The organism is Allomuricauda sp. TY007, from assembly GCF_010468565.1.
Lineage (GTDB): Bacteria > Bacteroidota > Bacteroidia > Flavobacteriales > Flavobacteriaceae > Flagellimonas.
In genome coordinates, this window is record NZ_WUEG01000004.1 from 394,986 (window position 1) to 415,141 (window position 20,156).

The following is a 20,156-nucleotide window of genomic DNA, read 5'->3' on the forward strand; positions in this document are numbered from 1 at the left end:
AAAACAATAAAAATGAAAAGTATAATCGTACCGGTTGATTTTTCCAATCAATCCGAAAAAGCCCTCAGGGTCGCAGCTTCTTTAGCAAAAGAGCACAAGGCAGAACTCTATGTACTGCATATGTTAGAACTTTCTCCAGCCATTATGGGGGAATCCGGATATATTTCCCAAGAACAAGTAGTACACCTTATTAAACTGGGAGAGCAAAGGTTTACCGACTTTTTGGACAAACCTTATTTAAAAGATGTAAAGGTAATACCCGTAATCAAACATTATAAAGTATTCAGCGAGGTAGCCGAAGTAGCTGAAAAACATAAGGCAGACCTTATTGTTATGGGGTCACATGGCGCAGATGGCTTACAAGAAATTTTTATAGGGTCGAACACCGAACGTGTAGTCAGAACTTCAGATGTTCCTGTATTGGTGATCAAAGGCAACGAGGTAAATGGCTTTAACCCAAAGCATTTTGTATTTGCCTGTGATTTTGAGGAAGAGAGTGTTCCTGCCCTAAAAAAAGCCAAAGAAATGGCAGGGCTTTTAAAGGCCAAGTTGCACCTTGTGTATATAAACACTCCTGGAGACGAGTTTATGAGCACCAATGATGCCGCTGAAAAAATCTCCAAATTCCTGGACGAGGCCAAAATAAATATTGGAGTGGAAATATTTAACGACTACACTGTCGAAAAAGGCGTTATCAATTACTGCGAGAAAATATCTGCTGACCTTATCGGTATTCCAACGCACGGGAGAAGAGGCCTATCCCACTTTTTCATGGGAAGTATAGGCGAGGATATTGTCAACCATTCCGAAGCTCCTGTAATAACCTTTAAAATTTAATCGGATTGCATTTTTGAATGGTTTCATGCGATTCAAAAAAAGGGACAATTTTAAAATTGTCCCTTTTTTATGGCATTTAAACCTATAAATCTTTAACCGTGAAATCTTGCATAAGCCGCCTTTTCCAGTTCTTCCCTATGGTCTGGATGCGCTATGGAAATTAAGGCTTTGGCCCGCTGTTGCAGGTTTTTCCCAAAAAGATTCACCACACCATACTCCGTGGCCACATAGTGCATGTGGGCTCGTGTGGTGGTCACCCCTGCACCTTGCTTTAAAAAAGGTGTTATTTTGGAAACGCCTTTTTTGGTAGTGGCCGACATGGCTATGATGGGCTTTCCACCTTTAGAAAGTGATGCCCCTCTCATAAAGTCCATTTGCCCACCCACTCCAGAGAATTGGTATCCTCCGATGGTATCTGCACAGACTTGACCCGTGAGATCAATTTCTATGGCACTGTTAATGGCCGTTGCTTTAGGGTTTCTTCGAATTCTGGCCGTATCATTGGTATACCCCGAGTCTCTAAAATCACAAATGGGGTTATCATCTATAAAATCATACAGTTTTCGGGAGCCTACAGCAAAACAAGCCACTATTTTACCTCGCTTAACCGTTTTTTCTTTTCCGTTGATAACACCACTTTCCAACAAGGGCAATACCCCATCAGAAAACATTTCGGTATGAATCCCCAAGTTTTTATGGTTTCCCAAGTTGGACAGCACTGCATTGGGTATGTTCCCAATTCCCATTTGCAAGGTAGCGCCATCCTCAATCAAGGATGCTACGTGTTTTCCAATTTGGTGTTCTACTTCCGATATTTCGGTCGGATTATGTTCGTGAATGGCCCTATCGACCTCTATGGCATAAGATATCTCATCCACATGAACGATACCAGTACCATGGGTTCTGGGCACCTGTGGATTTATCTGTGCCACAATTTTTTTGGCAGTTCGAATCGCTGGCAATGCCACATCCACGGATACTCCCAAGGAACAATATCCATGTTTGTCCGGTGGCGAAACTTGCACAAATGCCACATCCAGCGGCAAATATTCATCGGCGAACAACCATGGTATTTCACTTAAAAAAACCGGAATATAGTCACCCATATAGGTGTTTACAAAGGTCCTAACGTTGCCTCCCACAAAACAGGCATTCAAGGTAAAGGCCTCGCAATAGGGTTTTCGGGTATACTTTGCATCCCCTTCGGTGTGGATGGAAATAATCTCTACATCCTTCAATTCGTTGTGACGCTCACAAAGCGCATCGATCAATTCGTTCGGGGTCATGGCCGCTCCTTGGAAAAAGACCCGGTCTCCTGATTTAACTATTCCTACCGCTTCTTCCGCTGATGTTATTTTCATTTTGGATTTTTATTTTTAGGGTTGATGGCATTCAATGGTCGCCGATACTGAATCTGCAGGTGCAACTTTAGGGGAAACATAGGGTATTCCCAATCCCAGCCCACGTACAATAAACAATATACCAATGATGACCACAAATACCGGTATCAATTTCTGTATTTTAGATTTAATGGAGGTGCTGAACATTCCTTTGGAATATACCACCAAGCTCATTAAGGGCACGGTTCCCAGGCCAAATATCATCATGTAAAGTCCGCCCTCCATGGCACTTCCCATGGCCAAGGCTCCCAAAAGGGCCATATAAACCAGGCCGCAGGGCAAAAAACCGTTTAAAAAACCAATGGTCAAAAAGGTATCGGGTGTCTTTTTTTTGAGTTCGGCACCGAGTTTGGATTTCACCTTTCCTATCAAGGAATAAATAGGCGATAAGATCTTATGGCCATTCAGGTATTTCCCTGGGATCAGAACAAGGACTATCATTAAAACCCCTATTCCAATGGACAGTTTTTGTTGAATTCCGAAAAGGGACAATCCCTTGCCCAAAAGTCCAAATAGAACACCAATGATACCATAGGCCAACAATCGTCCAAAATGATAAATGGACAATTGTGCGGTCTTCTTCACATTGCTGCTTTGGTCCAAAGGCAGCATAAAGGCTATTGGCCCGCACATGCCCAAGCAGTGCAGACTTCCCAAAAGCCCAAGTACCAATGCGGATGTCAACATGGTCAGTATGTTAATTTTTCTTTATGTAAAAAGGAATTACCTTCGTATTCCCAGTTTATGGAAATGTCCCAGCGACCGTCTACCAAGCGATTGTCAGGTATGAGCAAATGTGTGTTGGACAAACTTATAGGAAAGTCTGTGTCCAAGTGCTTGTTAGACGGTCTGTATAGGGACACTGTTCCACTTATTTTTTTGGGGTCGAAACGTTCAGGAAAATAGACCACCAAGCCTTCATCTGTTTTTTCAATCGTTAGGTTGGCATTCATTTCCGTAGCCTTTTTTGATGCATCTATCTCCTGCTGATAGGACAATTCTTTTTTATAATATTCCTCTGTCACCAAATCGTGGTTGGCACTATCATCCGTGCTCATCCTAAAGACAAAGTATAGGATGAAGGTGATAAAACCTATAAATGCCAATACGATTCCAGTTCCCCAATTAATTTTCATCTTACTACCTTTTAATTATAACTCCTCGGTGCCAAAAACTGGGTCACCGTAGTTTCTATGAGCTTATCGCCACTGTACACACCGATCTTCAACTTATCCTTGTCGCCGCTTAATGCCGATGCATTTATTTCGATGAACAGGGTACCTTCAGTCAACTCTTCCGCAGGAACGGTAAAGGTATCTTGCGAGACCATTTTAATCTCTCCATCGTGAGACATCAGTTCAAAAGATACATTTTCGATATCCTTTGTGGTCTTGTTCACTAATTTATAGGTGTACACATTACTGATGATATTGTTTGCCTTACGCTCGTACAACTGGCCCGGCAGGCGCAATACATTGGCCTCGACCTCGTTCCGCATAAACAACATTCCAATAAGGACGCCCGTTAGCACAACAAGTACTGCCGTATAACCTTTCATACGGGCGGTAAACTTAAACTTGTTCTTATTGGTGATCTCATCTTCACTGGCATACCTGATCAACCCTTTGGGTTTATTGATACTTTCCATAATGTGATCGCACTCATCAATACAAGCGGTACAGTTTACACATTCCAATTGTGTTCCGTTACGGATATCTATCCCAGTGGGGCAAACATTCACGCATTGGAGGCAATCAATACAATCCCCATGTCCCAGTGCTTCCCGATCTTCATTTTTCCTGAATTTTTTACGTCCGTTTTCACCTTCGCCACGTTTGTGATCATAGGCCACCACAATGGATTTATCGTCCAATAGCACACCTTGTAACCTACCATATGGGCAGGCAATGATACAGACTTGTTCCCTAAACCAAGCAAAGATGAAATAGAACACCCCAGTGAAAATTAGCAACGGGATCATGGTACCTAAATGTGCCATGGGGCCATCGGTAATGTATGATAAGAGTTGATCACTTCCAATCAGGTATGCCAAGAACACATTGGCAATAAAAAAGGAGATGATGAAGAAAACAATCCACTTCAACACTCTCTTCCTTATTTTTTTCCCCGTCCAAGGTGCTTTGGCCAAACGCATCTGTGCGCCTCGATCACCATCTATCCAATATTCGATACGACGGAACACCATTTCCAAAAATATGGTCTGTGGACACATCCATCCACAGAAAATACGCCCGTAGGCCACTGTAAACAGCGCAATGAAAATAACGCCAATGATCATGGACACAACGATCAAGTGAAAATCCTGGGGCCAAAACGGAAGTCCAAATATATTGAACCGCCGATCCAACACATTGAACAGCAAAAATTGGTGCCCATTGATTTTGACAAAAGGAGCTGCAATCAAGAAAATCAGCAGAAAGTAACTTACGTACTTTCGGTAATTGTAATACCGTCCACTGGGTTTCTTGGGGAAAATCCAATTTCTTTTCCCTTCTTCTGTAATTGTGCCTATGGAATCCCTAAAATTCTCTTCCATCACATTTGTGGTTTGTGGATAAATGTTTTGATGCAACTTATCCAGAACCTGAACCCGGCCCCGATGATTCTTGGGACACAGCTTTTCGTATCAGGTTCGGTTTGCTTAATTTTCATCAGGAGCATCTGGGTCTACCCAAATATCCCCTTCAGGTTCCTTTGGATTGGCAGGTGTGGTTCCGCCCAAAGTAATTATATAACTGGCCACCTGGGCCATTTCGACCGGTTTTAAGGTTTGTTTCCATGCTATCATCCCTTTGCCATCGCGACCTCCTTCGGAAATTGTGGTAAAGACATTTTTGATGCCTCCGCCCAAAATCCAATACTCATCGGTCAGGTTTGGTCCAATTCCTCCTCCACCATCGGCCATGTGGCAAGCAACACAATTGGTCTGGAATATTTTCTCTCCTGCGGCCAAGTCGGATTCATCCGAAAGGAACTCCACCGTACTGGCATCCACCAAGTCTTTGGCAGTTCTTTTATATTCTTCAATAGCTGCTTGGGCAGCGGCCACCTCTTGTTCGTATTCCTGTTCTTGTGTATAATCTCCAATAACGTGGAAGCGCACTAAATAAACAACTGCAAAAACAATGGTCGCGTAGAAAAGGTACACCCACCAAGGCGGGAGCACATTGTCCAGCTCGCGGATACCATCATAATTGTGATCCAAGACAATTTCACCTTCTTTTTCAATGGCTCGGCTCTTGGTCAATTTTTTCATGAGGTTTTTGGCCCAAGTCCATTCAAATTTCTTGCTTTTGGTTTCCAAGTAACGTTGCTTGCCTTCTTCTGACAGGGTTTGGAACATAATGTTCTCTATGGAAGCCAAAATCAATTCAATGGCAATAAGGATCATCAATATCAACAGCATAAAAAACTGCGTGATGGGGTATTCAAGTATTGCGGGTTTGTCACCGGAGTCTATAAAAAATTCCATCAATCCTAAGATCAAAAAGAATAAAACCGGGACTCGTATCCACCAAGGTGTTTTAGTACTCATAATGTTATAGTTTGTGTTGTTGATCATCGTTATCCAATGGCAGTTCGGACATCTCCCTTATGTGTTCCTTGGTAGCGGTAAATACCCACCAAAACAAGAGAACGAAAAAGACAAAGAAGATGAGCAGGGAAACCATGGGGTAGTTGGCTATCCCATCTATGGTTTCCATATGTTCTTTTACAAATTTCAACATGGTTATGTTAGATTTTAGATGCAAGAATCAAGATGCAAGACTTTGAAATCTTATGTGTCTTCGCCCCTGAATCTTGGTTCATTATTTTTATGTTATTCTTCTGTTCCTTCAATCTTAATATCGGTACCCAATCGTTGCAAATAAGCAATCAAGGCAACGATTTCGCGATCGCGCATTTCCACAAATTCCAATCCGTTTTCCTCTGCGTATTTTTTATCCGCTTCGTAGGTTTTTTCAAATTCTGGGTCTGTGTACAGGCTCTTCTCTATTTGGGCCGCTTGCTCTTCCATGGATTGCGGAGCGTTGGCAATGTCCTCATCAGTATATGGTACCCCCAATTTTACCATAGCTTCCATTTTAGCTTGAACATCGCTACGATCGTGTTCGTCCGTAACCAGCCATTCGTAAGAAGGCATTATGGAACCAGCCGAGGTACTTTGAGGATCGTACATGTGGTTTAAGTGCCAACTATCGGAGTATTTGCCTCCAACGCGCAACAAGTCGGGACCTGTACGCTTACTACCCCACAGGAACGGGTGGTCGTACACAAATTCTCCTGCCTTGGCATACTCACCATAGCGTTCCACCTCACTACGGAACGGTCTGACCATTTGTGAGTGACAGCCCACACAACCTTCTCGAATATAAAGGTCCCTACCTTCCAATTCCAGCGGAGTATACGGTTTAACACTTGTAATGGTCGGAATGTTGGATTTTACCAAAATGGTTGGGACAATCTGAATAATACCTCCAATCAAAATAGCGATGGTGGCCAAGATGGTCAACTGAACGGGTTTCCTTTCCAACCAGTTGTGGAAGGTTTCGCCCGCCACTCTTCTTTTGGCTACGCGTTCCAATGCCGGAGCTTCCGCAGCTTCGTCCTCTACTTTGCTACCAGCCCTAATGGTCATCACAATATTGTAAAGCAACACGAACATACCTAGGATGTACAACGAACCTCCAATGGCCCTCATCCAGTACATTGGTATGATTTGGGTTACCGTTTCCAAGAAGTTACCGTATACCAAGGTACCATCTGGGTTAAATTCTTTCCACATTAATGCTTGTGTAAATCCAGCTACGTACATGGGAAGGGCATACAATACAATACCCAAGGTTCCAATCCAGAAGTGGAAATTGGCCAATCCTTTGGAGTGCAAATTTGTTTTGAACATTCGTGGCACCAACCAGTAGATCATACCAAAGGTCAAGAATCCGTTCCAGGCCAAGGCACCAACGTGAACGTGGGCAATGATCCAGTCACTAAAGTGAGCAATGGCGTTTACATTTTTTAGGGAAAGCATGGGGCCTTCGAAGGTGGCCATACCATACCCCGTAATAGCTACCACCATAAATTTTAATGTAGCATCGGTACGCACTTTGTCCCATACTCCACGGAGGGTCAACAATCCGTTGATCATACCTCCCCAAGATGGAGCCAGCAACATTATGGAGAATACCACACCTAGGTTCTGTGCCCAATCAGGCAAGGCAGAATACAACAAGTGGTGGGGACCTGCCCAAATGTAAATGAATATCAACGACCAAAAGTGGACAATGGACAATCTGTAGGAATAAATGGGCCTGTTCGCCGCCTTGGGAACAAAGTAGTACATCAACCCTAAGAAAGGAGTGGTCAAAAAGAATGCCACCGCATTGTGACCGTACCACCATTGTACCAAAGCATCTTGCACACCAGCATACACCGAATAGCTCTTCAGCGCAGATACCGGCAGCTCCAAGCTATTAAAAATGTGCAACACGGCTACGGTAACAAACGTGGCCAAGTAGAACCAGATAGCCACATACAGGTGCCTTTGCCTTCTTTTGAGGATGGTACCGATCATGTTCCATCCAAAGACCACCCATACAATTGCAATGGCAATATCTATGGGCCATTCCAACTCGGCATATTCCTTGGTGGTGGTATACCCCAATGGAAGTGTGATCGCTGCGGCGACAATGATCAATTGCCAGCCCCAGAAGTTGATGTTGCTCAAGGCATCACTGAACATTCGCGCCTTAAGCAAGCGTTGCAAGGAGTAATACACCCCTGCAAAAATGGCGTTCCCCACAAATGCAAAGATCACGGCGTTGGTGTGCAATGGACGCAAACGCCCAAAACTCAACCATGAAATGCCCTCTGTAACATTGGGGAACAAAAACATAAAGGCCAATAAAAGGCCTACCGACATACCCACTACGCCCCATAAAATGGTGGCGTATAAGAACTTTTGTACGATTTTGTTATCGTAACGGAACTGTTGTATTTCCATATTTATTGGTTTGTACTTTTAGTTTGTTTGATTTCCTTTTTATTTGGGTTTGATTTTTCCTTGTCCTTAACCACCTCATCCTCGAACAACATTCTTACCGATGGAGTATAGGTGTCATCGTATTGTCCGCTTTTTACCGAGAAAACAAAGGCTACAAAAAAGATTACGGCCACCGTTATGCTTATGGCCAACAACACATAAATAACACTCATACCTGCCTGAATTTAGGGGTAAAACTACTGTGATGGTATTCCTCAAAAAATGACATATATCAGCTTTCTAAAATTTTTAAATCTTTACCGAGGTAATTTGTCGCCAAGGTGGTGAACACCACAATACTGATAGAGCTCAACGGCATCAGAATAGCGGCAATAACGGGCTGTAACTGACCTGTGACGGCAAAATACAATCCCACGACATTGTAACAGAGCGATAACAAAAAACTCATTTTTATAATACGAATGGATTTTTTGGACAGTTGTATGAACTTTGGCAGCATTCGCAGCTTGCTCGCATCCAGAATGCCATCACAAGCTGGCGAAAACACATTGATGTTTTCCGAAACGGCCAATCCCACATCACTTTGGGCCAGGGCTCCCGCATCGTTCAAACCATCGCCCACCATCAAAACTTTATGTTTTTCCTGCAACTGTTTGATGTATTCCAACTTGTCCTCAGGTTTTTGATCAAATAGCATTCTTGTTTTTTCCGGAAGCACTTTTTTCAACTGCGCTTTTTCTCCATCATTATCCCCCGAAAGAATGCCCAGTTCTAAATCGGTGGACAGCTCATCAAAAATTTGACCCATCCCTTCACGATAGGTGTTTTTGAACACGAACCGCCCCTTAAAATCTTCATCGGCACTTACATAGACAGAAGTATTGGTCAATGCATTGGATTTGCTTTCACCCACATAGGATGCCGAACCCACTTTTATGGAGTGCTCCTTACATTTGCCCTCGATACCTTTTCCTGTATGTTCCTGAAATTCTTCAAGAGTCATGATGGCATTGGATTTTAAAATATCGTAAAGTGACCGGCTCAACGGATGGTTGGATGCCCTTAAGGTGGTTTTCAAGAGTGCGGTTTCCTCCTCCGTAAGTTCCATTCCTTCATAATGGATGGTATCTTTTTGATTGGTGGTGAGCGTTCCCGTTTTATCAAAAATAGCGGTGTCTATTTTGGACAAGCGTTCGATCACATTGGTATTCTTCAAATAGAATTTATGTTTTCCAAAAATGCGTAGCATATTTCCCAAGGTAAATGGGGCCGCAAGGGCAATGGCACATGGACAGGCAATAATCAATACCGAAGTGAACACATTCAAGGCCAAACTCGGGTCAAAAATCAACCAAAAAGCGGTGGCCAAGGTAGCAATGCTCAAAACGGCAATGGTAAATCGTTTTCCGATGCTATCCGTAAGGGTTTGGAATTGACTTGCCTTGTCCTTGGAAAATATGGAGTTGCCCCACAACTGGGTCAAATAACTTTGGGAGACGGATTTGAGCACCTCAACCTCCAAAACCCCTGAAAGTTGCTTGCCACCTGCAAACAGTTTTTCTCCCGATTCCTTAAAAACTGCTTCGGATTCGCCCGTTACAAAACTGTAATCAATCTCGGCAGTTCCTTTGATCAGGATACAGTCCACTGGGATAATTTCATGGCTTCGAATGAGAATCCTATCCCCTACGTCTATATTATAGATTTGAATGTTTTCTTCTTCTCCATTTTGCTTCAAACGGGTAACGGCTATGGGAAAATAGGATTTGTAATCGCGTTCAAACGAGAGATAGGCGTAGGTCTTCTGCTGAAAAAATTTCCCCAACAACAAAAAGAACACCAAGCCGGTGAGACTATCAAAAAAGCCTGAGCCCAAATCAAACGCTATATCGACGGTGCTTCGTAAAAAGAGGACTAAAATCCCCAAGGCGATGGGCACATCAATATTCAACAGTTTGGAACGGATGCCCTTGTAGGCCGAGATAAAGTAATCCTGAGCCGCATAAAATACCACGGGCAGGGAAAAGGCGAACATCAACCAACGGAAAACCTGCTTGTATTGATCCAGCCAAAACTCTTCAACTTCAAAATACTCGGGAAAGGAGAACAACATTACGTTGCCAAAGGCAAAACCCGCAACACCCAACTTATAGATTAGGGAACGGTCTACTTTCTTTACTTTTTTGTTATACTCCTCAAGGGAAATATAGGGCTCATACCCAATGCTGCCCAACAAAAGCACCAATGCTTTCAAGGAAAAATCCGCTGTTTTATAGGTGACCCGGATGGTTTTCTTTGGAAAATCGACATGGGAAACCTTAATGGCCGAATGTAACTTATTTAGGTTTTCCAACACCCAAATGCAGGAACTGCAATGAATGGCAGGAATACTCAAGCTGACCACCTGTACACCTTCTTCATTGAATTCCACGAGTTTCTGTACAATTTCTTGGTTGTCCAAAAAATCGTATTTCTGACGGATTTCGTTAGGTGTGGTTCCTGCCTTGTCCTCTATTTCGTAATAGGTGGACAGGCCGTTGGACGTAAAAATTTCGTAAACGGTTTTGCAACCATTGCAACAAAAATCCTTATCATCAAACTTAACGTAACCTTTACCGCACTCGTCTCCACAATGATAACAGGTCGAGTCTGCCATTTCACATTTGCTTTACCTAGTGCAAATTTGTAATACTCTTCTTCCTAAAAATATGATATTTATCAGTAATTCGTAAATGTTTAACCCTTAAGTTTGCCAAATCAGGTAAGCAAAACATTATGGAAAGTAGATGTGAAAATTGTATCATCCGACAGTTCAACTCGCTCCGTGCCATGAGCAAGGAGGAATTGAAACAAGTTTCCGATACCAAAACCACAAAGATTATAAAAAAGGGTGAATCTTTATTTGAGGAGGGTGATAAACTCAACGGGGTTTATTGTGTAAGGAACGGCGTATCCAAACTTTCCAAGTTGAGCGCCAACGGAAAAGATCAAATCGTGAAATTGGCCAGCAAGGGTGAAGTTCTGGGCCAACGCTCAGTGATTTCCCAAGAAATAACCAATCTTTCCGCTGTTGCCGTAAACGATATGGAAGTTTGTTTTATTCCAAAAGACAGTATCACAAATACACTCCAAAAGAACCCTAATTTTACTTTAGAGGTTTTGCGGCACATAGCCCACGATTTAAAAGAGGCCGATGATGTAATCGTCAATATTTCCCAAAAAACCGTAAAGCAACGCATGGCCGAGGCTTTTTTATATCTACAAAACAATTTTGGTGAGGATGCCGATGGTTTTTTGGCACTTACCTTGTCCAGAGAAGACATTTCGAACGTGGTGGGCACTGCAACCGAATCCGCCATTAGAATTATTTCCGAATTCAAAAAGAAAGGTTTGATCCATACTTCTGGTAAAAAAATCGGAATTAAGGATGAACGTAAACTTTTGGAAGTGGTCGAGGGTTTTTAATTCACTTTCCAAAACCTGACAATTGTCATAGTATCCCCTAGCCCTTAGGTCTAATTTTATCGCATCGAAAATCTTAGTCAGATGCAAAAGATATTAATACCTACGGATTTTTCGGAAAATGCGTGGAACGCCATTGATTATGCCATGCAATTGTTCCGCAACAGGCACTGTACTTTTTATTTGCTCAACACCTATACCCCTGTTATTCCCAGCAGTCGATTTATGGCAAAAATGATTGATGGGGTTCGGATTGTGGATGCAGTCCGAGAAAATTCTGAACGGGAATTGAACAAAACAGTGGAACGGATAAAAGCCAAATATGGCAACCCCAACCATAGTTTCGAGACCATTTCTTCTTTTAACCTATTGGTGGAGGAGGTAAAAGATATTGTGGAAACTTTTGGTATACACATGGTAGTTACCGGCACCAAAGGAGCATCTGGTGTGGACGAGGTATTTATGGGAAGTAACACGGTACGGATTATAAAAAGCACTAAAAAATGTCCTGTTTTGGCCATTCCCCATCATTTTGAATATGTTACGCCTTCGGAGATTGCTTTTGCCACGGATTTTAATAGATTTTACACTACATCCGAACTATCACCACTATTGGAAATGGCAAAGATGTTCAAAGCCACCATCCGGATTGTGCATGTACAATATGGCATAAAGGCATTGACGGAACTACAACAGTTCAACCTTAACATGCTGCGGCGCTATCTGAACGATGTAGAGCACTATGTGCATACCGTTTCGGAACTCAATTCCGTTTCCCATACCTTGGAAACCTTTTCCAAGGAATTAGGCATTCATCTGTTGGCGATGCTCAATTACCAACACAGCTATATGGAAAAAATGACTCGTGAGCCTATTATCAAAAGAACGGCATTCCATACCCAAATACCATTGTTGGTGATACCTGAACTGGGCATGGAAGGTATTTCGGCAAAGGCCAAGGAGGAAGAGGAAGAAGTGGAGTCGCACAATTAACATCCCATTGTTATCTTTACCATGATTCAATTGCTACAAAAATCGGTACAAGGTAATTTTATGGACAAACAAGAACTAATTGACTGCCACGAGCGGATAAAACCTTTTATCCACAATACGCCCGTTCTTACTTCCCGCCTCATTGACGAGATGGGGGGTGCCCATTTGTTTTTTAAGTGTGAAAACTTTCAGCGTATGGGGGCATTTAAAATGCGTGGAGCCACCAATGCCATAATGCAACTTACGGACGAACAAAAGAAGACCGGTGTAGTCACACATTCTTCGGGCAATTTTGCCCAAGCCTTGTCCCTTTCCGCACAAAGTTTAGGGGTTAAGGCCTATATTGTGATGCCAAGTTCGGCTCCCCAGGTAAAAAAAGAAGCGGTGAAGGGCTATGGTGGAATTTTGATTGAATGTGAGCCTACTCTGGAAGCTAGGGAACGTGAATCTGAACGTATTGTAAACGAGCACGGGACTACTTTTATCCATCCTTCCAATGATGACCATGTGATTTTAGGGCAAGGAACTGCCTGCAAAGAGTTATTGGAGCTACATCCTGACCTTGATTATGTAGTGACTCCCGTTGGTGGTGGTGGTTTGATCGCAGGTTCAGCCCTTTCGGCCCATTATTTTGGAAACCATTGTAAAACCATTGGGGGCGAACCTTTTGAGGTGGATGATGCCTATCGCTCCCTACAAAGTGGAAAAATAGAAACCAATACCACTACAAACACTATTGCCGACGGTTTAAAAACACAGTTGGGCAATCGAAACTTTCCTGTTATCCAGAAGCACGTGGAAGGAATTGTCCGTGTGACCGAAGAGGAAATCATTGTAGCCATGCGATTGATTTGGGAGCGACTCAAGATTGTATGCGAACCTTCCAGTGCCGTAGCCTTGGCTGCTGTTATTAAAAGAAGGGGGAAGCTCTCCAATAAAAAAGTAGGTATTATTATCTCTGGGGGCAATGTGGACTTGGAGCGTTTGCCCTTTTAGGTCACTGTATCTTGTTGGGAAGTGTTATGGTAAAAGTACTCCCTACCCCCTTCTCACTTTCTACCTCAATTTTTCCATCCATGGCTTCCACTTGGGTCTTTACCAAGTAAAGTCCAAAGCCTTTACCTTCGGTTGCTCCGCTGAGCCTTCCATACATATCAAATATTTTTCGTTCCTTTTCGGGCGTAAGCTCCATACCAATACCATTGTCGGTAAATTTTAAAATCACCGTTTCCTTGGTTTGATAGGTAGATATATTTATTATGGCAGGAACACCGTCCTTAGCGTAATGTACCGCATTAAGAATAAGGTTGTAAAAAATGTTTACTACATAACTTTTGGCCCCGAACACGGTATCCGTTTGAGAAAAATCGGTCCGAATCGACGCCTTTTGCTTCATGACCTCTTCTGTTAACAGCCCATTCACATCTTTCATCACATCTTTAAGGCACACCGCTCTGAACTTTTTCTTGTCGGCAGACTTTAATGATAGGGAAAGGTGGAGGTCTTTAATGGTCTGATCAAGTGCCTCGGTTGTATGTTCAATCTTTTTAACAATGTCGTCGTTTACTTCATCTTTGCCCCATTCATAAATTTTGGACAACATTAAAAGGTTGGATATAGGCCCTCGCAGATTGTGCGATATGATTCTAACAAAATTCTGAAGCTCTTGGTTTTGCTCCACTATTTGATGATTGGACAATACCTCTTTGGTGACGTCTTGCGTTGTACCGGACATGTACTTAGGTTTACCGTGCTCATCGTAATAAGCCCTACCCTTTTGGTGCACATAACGTATTTCACCGTTGCCCAAAACAATTCTATGGGTAATGTCGTGCATTTTGTTTTCCTCAATACTAGTTTGAACATCATCAATAAACGCTTGGCGATCATCTGGGTGGATAATTTCCGATAATGCACCAAAGGTTGCCTTAAATTTACCAGGATCTTGTTCAAAGATTCGAAACAATTGGTTGGACCAAACAATTTTATCCTCTTTCATATCCCAGCCCCAATGCCCAACATTCGCAACTTCTTGGGCTTCACGATACTTTCTTTCGCTTTCGAGCAAACGATGGTTATTGTCCACTTCCTGCGTTATATCCTTTTGCCAAATGCAACAACCAATAACCTTTCCCGAACTGTTCATAAAAGGTTGAAACGAAAACTCATGCACCACTACTTCCCCATTTTGTTCAAAAGTGTGTCTAGAAGTGGTTGCGAATCGGTCAAAGGCCCGTTCGCACCCCTGTTCGCATGGTTTAAAGAAACTTCCCGACCGATATATCGCTCTTAGATCCATACCTCGGTCGGCTTTGTCCCACCCCTCACCTTTAAGTCTTATCTTAAACGATGGATTAAAAGCGGTCAGCCGATAGTTTAAATCCATCGCCCACACAGCGTCATCCCTATCCTCTACGATTTCAACCTTGTTATGAATAAGTGTCTGTTTCCTTTTCAAAAGTTAAAATTTAATCAGAATGGATCGTTTAAAACTTAGGTCGTAAAAGGGGAACCAAATACTTTGTCTTAGCTGATGGATACTAAGAGACTATTTATTGGCACTTTGCAGGTAATCTTCCAAATGCTCAATTCTTAAAGGCTTTGTAATAAATTCCTTTACATATTTCCCATACTTTTTTGCTTCTTCTTTATCCGCATCGGACTCGGAAGAAGTTACCAAAAGTACTTCGTTGGTTACCGGAAAATCTTCTAGCATCATGAATTCCAAAAATTCGAAACCGCTCATCTCGGGCATGTTAATGTCCAATAAAATAAGCGTTTTTGTTTGAGGATTATCTCTAAATCTTAGGTCATCCAGTGCCAATTCGGGATTGGTAAAGCTTTTAACCCTATCTTCCATTCCCATTCTTCTGAAGTGAATCGCATTCACCGTATTCACTAGGTCTTCGTCATCGACCAAGTATATTTCCTTGTACATAGCGCAGTTGGTCTTTTACTTTGTTAGTTTTGGTTTGGTTTTGTTCTACTGTAAAAAATATTGACAAATATCAATATTCTGCATTAAGTAGAACTATAATCGGAAAACTTTATTATAAAAACATTCAACAATAATTGCTTATTGCATTTTTAGGCTTAACCCAATTGTTTTCCTCTCTTATCCGATTTCAATTTAGTAATATCCCCTCGTTTTAACAAAATCTTACGGATAATTTCAAAAATCAACTTTTAATCTTTGATTTTTATCATCATCCCAAATACATTAATTATGAGTAGCGTTTCTTGACCAGTGCGCAAATAAGCAGGTTAAAAGTAATATAAGTTACTCCCTATAATACAATCGTGCTTTAAATGATTTAGGGATACTATTTATCAATTCCGAAGGTTTTTAAAACAGGAAAGGACCTGGTAAATTCTTGAATAATAACGCTTGAAAAGAATCTGATTTCAAAATGGGAAATACGTGACGGATTTTTAACACAAAAAAAGCTCCTCAGTTACTGAGGAGCTTTTTGTGCGGGTGAAGGGAGTCGAACCCCCACGCCTTGCGGCACTAGATCCTAAGCCATCACTATCTTGCACCAAAATAGGTCAAATCAACTGATTTATAATTGGTTACATTTTTTTTGGATTCCTTTGAATTCAAGTAAAACCATCCAAAACCAATAAATGTTTTACTTATATTGTACCAATTTTTCAGTACATTTAAAACAGTACTTTCCAGTAGAGTATGTTTTTCCTGATTTGACTTTCCAACAGGACAAACATGGCTGCAAGTTTACAAATAATTTTGAGAAAAAAGCCCAATAAAACGGGCGAGTGCCCTCTTGCGATTAGAATAACAAAAAATCGCCGTTCCACATACAAATATATTGGACTGCGTATAAGAAAAGAATTTTGGGACGATAAAAAGAAGAGGGTAAAAAAGACCCATCCAGATTCCAAAAAATTGAACAAGCTTATAAAGGCCAGAATTAGGGAGGCCAAAAAAGGGATGGTAACCCTCCAGACAAAGGACAAGGATGCTTCAGTCCATTACATGAAGAAAGAAATTTATCGATCTAAAAGAAAGCTTAGTTTCTTCGAGTTTGCCCAAGAACATTTGGATGAAGCTGAATTAGCGGGAAAACATGGAAGGTTCATCGCTGAATCAGCCTATACAAGCTACATCTTGAAGTTCAGCAAAACCAAAGGATTGACTTTTAATGATATTGATGAACGGTTTCTAAAGAGGTTCAAAATCTATCTCAGAAAAAAACATTCATTAAAAGAGGTCAGTGTCATGAACGTCCTTGTTTACATTAGACTTCTATACAACAAGGCCATTAGGGAGGGAATTGTCAAAAGAAAACATTACCCCTTTGGGGCGGGCAAGGTCAAAATCAAATTCCCTGAAAGCGAAAAAATCGGTCTTACCAGGGAAGAAATTTTAACCATAGAAGGATTAACAGATTTAACCGAACTGGAAATCCATGCCAGAAATGTTTGGCTCTACTGTTTTTATTTCGCAGGAATCAGGGTATCGGACGCTTTAAGGGCTCGTTGGAGTGATATTAGAGATGGAAGACTTTACTATAGAATGAGTAAAAACTCGAAATTGCTCAGTCTAAAAATCCCAGAGAAGGTATATCCCATTTTGGATTATTATAAAAGAGAGAAACGAGACGCCAATGATTACATTTTTCCTGAAATGAAAGGTGTTGACCTGACAGACTCCAAAAAAGTTTACAACAGACTCAGAAACGGTAATTCAAAACTCAATATCAGGCTAAAATCAATTGCTGAAAAGGCTAAAATCGATAAAAAACTAACTATGCACATAGCCAGGCATAGCTTTGGTAATATAGCAGGAGACAACATACATCCGCTCATGCTCCAAAAACTGTATCGTCATAGTGATTTAAAAACGACCATCAACTATCAATCGAGTTTCATCCACAAGGAGGCTGATGATGCCCTCGACAAGGTTATCAATTTCTAATAAAAAAACATGTTACTGATTTTCGAATACATACGTAGATATGTGTTAAATGTTTCGTTTATTTCGTTTATTTCGTTTATTTTTGTTCCAAACAATACAACATTCACCCATGGAAGAACTGGAAAACATAAAAAGGCCTTCAAAAGAAGAGCAGTCTACTGCAATAGAATCTTATAATGCATTGGAAACCGTTTTAAAGGAAATTAAGGACAAATCGCCTGAAATTGAAATTGAGGAAACCCAGGATAAAATAAGAATCCCCCTTAAGGCCTTAAAGCTATTGGCCGAAATCCTAAAAGCAATGGGAGATGGAAAACCAATTTCCATCGTGCCAATTGCCGCCGAAATGACTACGCAATCGGCTGCAGAGTTTTTAGGATGTTCAAGGCCGCATCTAGTAAAACTGTTGGAGCAAGGAAAAATTCCATTTACCAAAATCGGAAAACATCGAAGAGTAAGATTTGAAGATATTTCCAAATACAAAAATCAAATGAAGAAAGAACAAGAGGCTTTAATCATTCAAATGATGAAGTCAGACGAAGAATCCGGGTTGTATGATTCATAGTGTCAGATTTACATGTGTTTTGGACACAAATGTCATTTACCCACTATTGATCAGGGACTTAATGTTTTGGTTTGCCCATTACGAATTGTTTACCCCGAAATGGAGCAGGCATATTTTTATGGAATGGGATGATGTTATGAAACGAAAGGGGATTGGTAAGGAGGAACGCAATAAGAGAATCGATGTTGCAAATAGAGCATTTCCAGACGCAATGGTAAATAACTATGAGCCACTAATTGAGACCCTACAATTACCTGATGAAAAGGACAGGCACGTTTTGGCTGCAGCCATAAAAACAAACGCGAACGTTATTATAACTGAGAATTTAAAGGATTTCCCCAAAGAATATTTAGCGTCCTTTGGACTTAGTGCCAAATCCAGCGATGATTTTCTAACAGATATCATTGACTTAAATCCAGAAAAAGCAGTAGAGGCGTTTAAAAAATTAGTAATGAACCGAACCAATCCAAATCTTAATGAATTTGAGATTTTGGACAGATTAAGAGCCCTTGGTTTGAAGGATACTGCAAATTACTTGCATGCCTACCTATAATTAGATAAGCATACTTATCTCTAGAATCCAGGATATATAAACCTTTTTATTGGAGTTGTTATTCAGCTCATTTTTTTGACACTCATGAGCCGAATAAGATCTATAATCGGCTCAAGTGAAAAACAATTAATTTAAAATATACAAGGCGAACGAAGCAAAGCGAAGTGCTGCAAGCCCAAATCTTGCCAAACTAATTTACTGAGCGAGGCAAAAAAATCAGTCCTTGACGAGTCCCAAAAGAATTTTTTAAGGAAACTATATGCCAGCTTTTGGCCTGACATGGTTTTGGTTGACAAATTTTAGGCAGGCCGTATTAAAGACTACTCTTAACAATGGTTGCAATATTTTGTTCGATTGTGATTTTAACCGCAGCACTGGAGATATGTACGTAATTTGATTTTGTCATCCTTTTTACCCTATCAAATAGACTTCTATTGGATTTCATTTCCTTAATTATTGGATAGATATTACTGGAAGGATGAACAACACAGTTTAGAATTTTGACAGCTTGCCCCATTTTAACTTTTTTATATGACAAGTCCTCTCTGTTCCAACGTTTAAACTTCAATGATTTTTCCCTCTTAATTCCATTGAAAAGGAGATCAGTCTTTGTTATTTCTTTTTCTTTCTTAGCTTGTTTCTCGGGTTTATTTTTGGAAAACGGATGGAAAACAGAAAAACCTCTTCCCCCTTGATTTTCATATTTGAATTTAGTCATGTACAATTGGGATTAGGTTAACGCTCGATATAAATCACAACGAACCAGGCATAAATAAATTATTAGAAACGAACCCTTTCCTTTAAAAAAAGTATATGATGGAATTATTTTGTAGAAATCAATAACAGATTTTATCTGCCCAACAGCCTTGACTTTTGAAATTAGTCCTTCTTCAAGAGCTTTTCCAAAAAAGCAACCTTATCCTTTTCAGCTTGAACAAGTCGTTCATATAACTCAACCACCTTATCCAATGGATTAAAATTTGGCTGAACATTAATTGCGTTGATTGTAGAACTGTCGTTACTGGTAAAAGTGTTTGAAATAATGTTTAGAACATTTTCCTCCGAAAAATTCTCAATACCTTCCTTGGTCACACCAAGCGCTTTGGCAACCTCTTCCAACTTGACATCATCTACCTTTTCGCTGTTCTCGATATTGGAAACGGCCTGTTGGCTAATGCCCAATTCTTCGGCAAGGGTCTCCTGCTTCATACCGCGAAGTTCCCTTATCCTACTGATCTTTCTGCCTATATGATTGTTCTTGGTCTTTGTCTCCATATCTCAAATATAGGGTCTTTCCCACAATAATCCGATTGTAAAATACAAATCTGGTCCAATAAAATACAAGTACCCATGGTGGGATACATGGAAATGTGGCCTTAATA

The 20,156-nt window shown here is 41.0% G+C and carries 20 protein-coding genes; 7 read left to right on the top strand and 13 right to left on the bottom strand.

Translation table 11 applies throughout. From position 1 onward, the window contains the following. Positions 1-12 precede the first annotated feature (12 nt). Positions 13-837 (top strand): universal stress protein, encoded by an 825-nt coding sequence (locus tag GO009_RS06630; RefSeq protein ID WP_163625426.1) that lies wholly within the window; start codon positions 13-15, stop codon positions 835-837. A gap of 92 nt (positions 838-929) precedes the next feature. Here GO009_RS06630 and GO009_RS06635 read toward each other — a convergent pair whose 3' ends face one another. The 9 genes from GO009_RS06635 to GO009_RS06675 all read right to left on the bottom strand — a co-directional run bounded on the left by GO009_RS06635 (position 930) and on the right by GO009_RS06675 (position 10,918). Beyond that, entirely contained in the window at positions 930-2,198 is a 1,269-nt protein-coding gene (locus GO009_RS06635) for an acetyl-CoA hydrolase/transferase family protein (protein ID WP_163625427.1), read from the bottom strand. Between the two features lie 15 nt (positions 2,199-2,213). Continuing rightward, positions 2,214-2,924, bottom strand: a complete 711-nt coding sequence (locus GO009_RS06640; RefSeq protein WP_163625428.1) for a sulfite exporter TauE/SafE family protein — start codon at positions 2,922-2,924, stop codon at positions 2,214-2,216. 2 nt (positions 2,925-2,926) lie between these two features. Then, entirely contained in the window at positions 2,927-3,373 is a 447-nt protein-coding gene (locus tag GO009_RS06645) for a FixH family protein (protein ID WP_163625429.1), read from the bottom strand. Between the two features lie 11 nt (positions 3,374-3,384). Beyond that, positions 3,385-4,794, bottom strand: a complete 1,410-nt coding sequence (ccoG, locus tag GO009_RS06650) for a cytochrome c oxidase accessory protein CcoG (protein ID WP_163625430.1) — start codon at positions 4,792-4,794, stop codon at positions 3,385-3,387. Between the two features lie 105 nt (positions 4,795-4,899). Next, on the bottom strand, positions 4,900-5,793 hold the full coding sequence (locus GO009_RS06655) for a cbb3-type cytochrome c oxidase N-terminal domain-containing protein (RefSeq protein WP_163625431.1): 894 nt from the start codon (positions 5,791-5,793) through the stop codon (positions 4,900-4,902). A gap of 4 nt (positions 5,794-5,797) precedes the next feature. Then, positions 5,798-5,986 (bottom strand): hypothetical protein, encoded by a 189-nt coding sequence (locus GO009_RS06660; protein ID WP_014033099.1) that lies wholly within the window; start codon positions 5,984-5,986, stop codon positions 5,798-5,800. 92 nt (positions 5,987-6,078) lie between these two features. Then, positions 6,079-8,262, bottom strand: a complete 2,184-nt coding sequence (gene ccoN / locus GO009_RS06665) for a cytochrome-c oxidase, cbb3-type subunit I (protein WP_163625432.1) — start codon at positions 8,260-8,262, stop codon at positions 6,079-6,081. Positions 8,263-8,264: 2 nt separating this feature from the next. Continuing rightward, positions 8,265-8,474: a cbb3-type cytochrome oxidase assembly protein CcoS gene (gene ccoS / locus GO009_RS06670; RefSeq protein ID WP_014033097.1), complete on the bottom strand. Its 210-nt coding sequence runs from the start codon at positions 8,472-8,474 to the stop codon at positions 8,265-8,267. A gap of 59 nt (positions 8,475-8,533) precedes the next feature. Continuing rightward, a complete protein-coding gene (locus tag GO009_RS06675; RefSeq protein ID WP_163625433.1) occupies positions 8,534-10,918 on the bottom strand; it encodes a heavy metal translocating P-type ATPase metal-binding domain-containing protein in 2,385 nt (794 codons plus the stop codon). 119 nt (positions 10,919-11,037) lie between these two features. On the opposite strand from GO009_RS06675, the gene GO009_RS06680 reads away from it, so the two are divergent. The 3 genes from GO009_RS06680 to GO009_RS06690 all read left to right on the top strand — a co-directional run bounded on the left by GO009_RS06680 (position 11,038) and on the right by GO009_RS06690 (position 13,713). Continuing rightward, positions 11,038-11,727: a Crp/Fnr family transcriptional regulator gene (locus GO009_RS06680; RefSeq protein WP_163625434.1), complete on the top strand. Its 690-nt coding sequence runs from the start codon at positions 11,038-11,040 to the stop codon at positions 11,725-11,727. Positions 11,728-11,808: 81 nt separating this feature from the next. Next, positions 11,809-12,717 carry a universal stress protein gene (locus GO009_RS06685; RefSeq protein ID WP_163625435.1) on the top strand — a complete coding sequence of 303 codons (909 nt, stop codon included), beginning with the start codon at positions 11,809-11,811 and terminating at the stop codon, positions 12,715-12,717. Positions 12,718-12,777: 60 nt separating this feature from the next. Next, positions 12,778-13,713 carry a threonine/serine dehydratase gene (locus GO009_RS06690; RefSeq protein ID WP_163625457.1) on the top strand — a complete coding sequence of 312 codons (936 nt, stop codon included), beginning with the start codon at positions 12,778-12,780 and terminating at the stop codon, positions 13,711-13,713. A gap of 1 nt (position 13,714) precedes the next feature. Here GO009_RS06690 and GO009_RS06695 read toward each other — a convergent pair whose 3' ends face one another. Both GO009_RS06695 and GO009_RS06700 read right to left on the bottom strand, forming a co-directional pair. Further along, complete coding sequence (locus tag GO009_RS06695) at positions 13,715-15,175, bottom strand: ATP-binding protein (protein ID WP_163625436.1); 1,461 nt, start codon at positions 15,173-15,175, stop codon at positions 13,715-13,717. Positions 15,176-15,265: 90 nt separating this feature from the next. Beyond that, a complete protein-coding gene (locus GO009_RS06700; RefSeq protein ID WP_163625437.1) occupies positions 15,266-15,655 on the bottom strand; it encodes a response regulator in 390 nt (129 codons plus the stop codon). Positions 15,656-16,441: 786 nt separating this feature from the next. On the opposite strand from GO009_RS06700, the gene GO009_RS06705 reads away from it, so the two are divergent. The 3 genes from GO009_RS06705 to GO009_RS06715 all read left to right on the top strand — a co-directional run bounded on the left by GO009_RS06705 (position 16,442) and on the right by GO009_RS06715 (position 18,774). After that, positions 16,442-17,656 (top strand): site-specific integrase, encoded by a 1,215-nt coding sequence (locus GO009_RS06705; RefSeq protein ID WP_163625438.1) that lies wholly within the window; start codon positions 16,442-16,444, stop codon positions 17,654-17,656. A 109-nt stretch (positions 17,657-17,765) separates the two neighbouring features. After that, on the top strand, positions 17,766-18,221 hold the full coding sequence (locus tag GO009_RS06710; protein WP_090293299.1) for a helix-turn-helix domain-containing protein: 456 nt from the start codon (positions 17,766-17,768) through the stop codon (positions 18,219-18,221). After that, positions 18,211-18,774 carry a PIN domain-containing protein gene (locus GO009_RS06715; protein ID WP_163625439.1) on the top strand — a complete coding sequence of 188 codons (564 nt, stop codon included), beginning with the start codon at positions 18,211-18,213 and terminating at the stop codon, positions 18,772-18,774. Before GO009_RS06710 ends, GO009_RS06715 begins: the two co-directional genes overlap by 11 nt. Positions 18,775-19,087: 313 nt before the next feature. On the opposite strand, the gene GO009_RS06720 is transcribed toward GO009_RS06715, so the two are convergent. Then, positions 19,088-19,492: a hypothetical protein gene (locus GO009_RS06720; protein WP_163625440.1), complete on the bottom strand. Its 405-nt coding sequence runs from the start codon at positions 19,490-19,492 to the stop codon at positions 19,088-19,090. A 161-nt stretch (positions 19,493-19,653) separates the two neighbouring features. Beyond that, on the bottom strand, positions 19,654-20,049 hold the full coding sequence (locus GO009_RS06725) for a helix-turn-helix domain-containing protein (protein WP_163625441.1): 396 nt from the start codon (positions 20,047-20,049) through the stop codon (positions 19,654-19,656). Positions 20,050-20,156 lie beyond the last annotated feature (107 nt).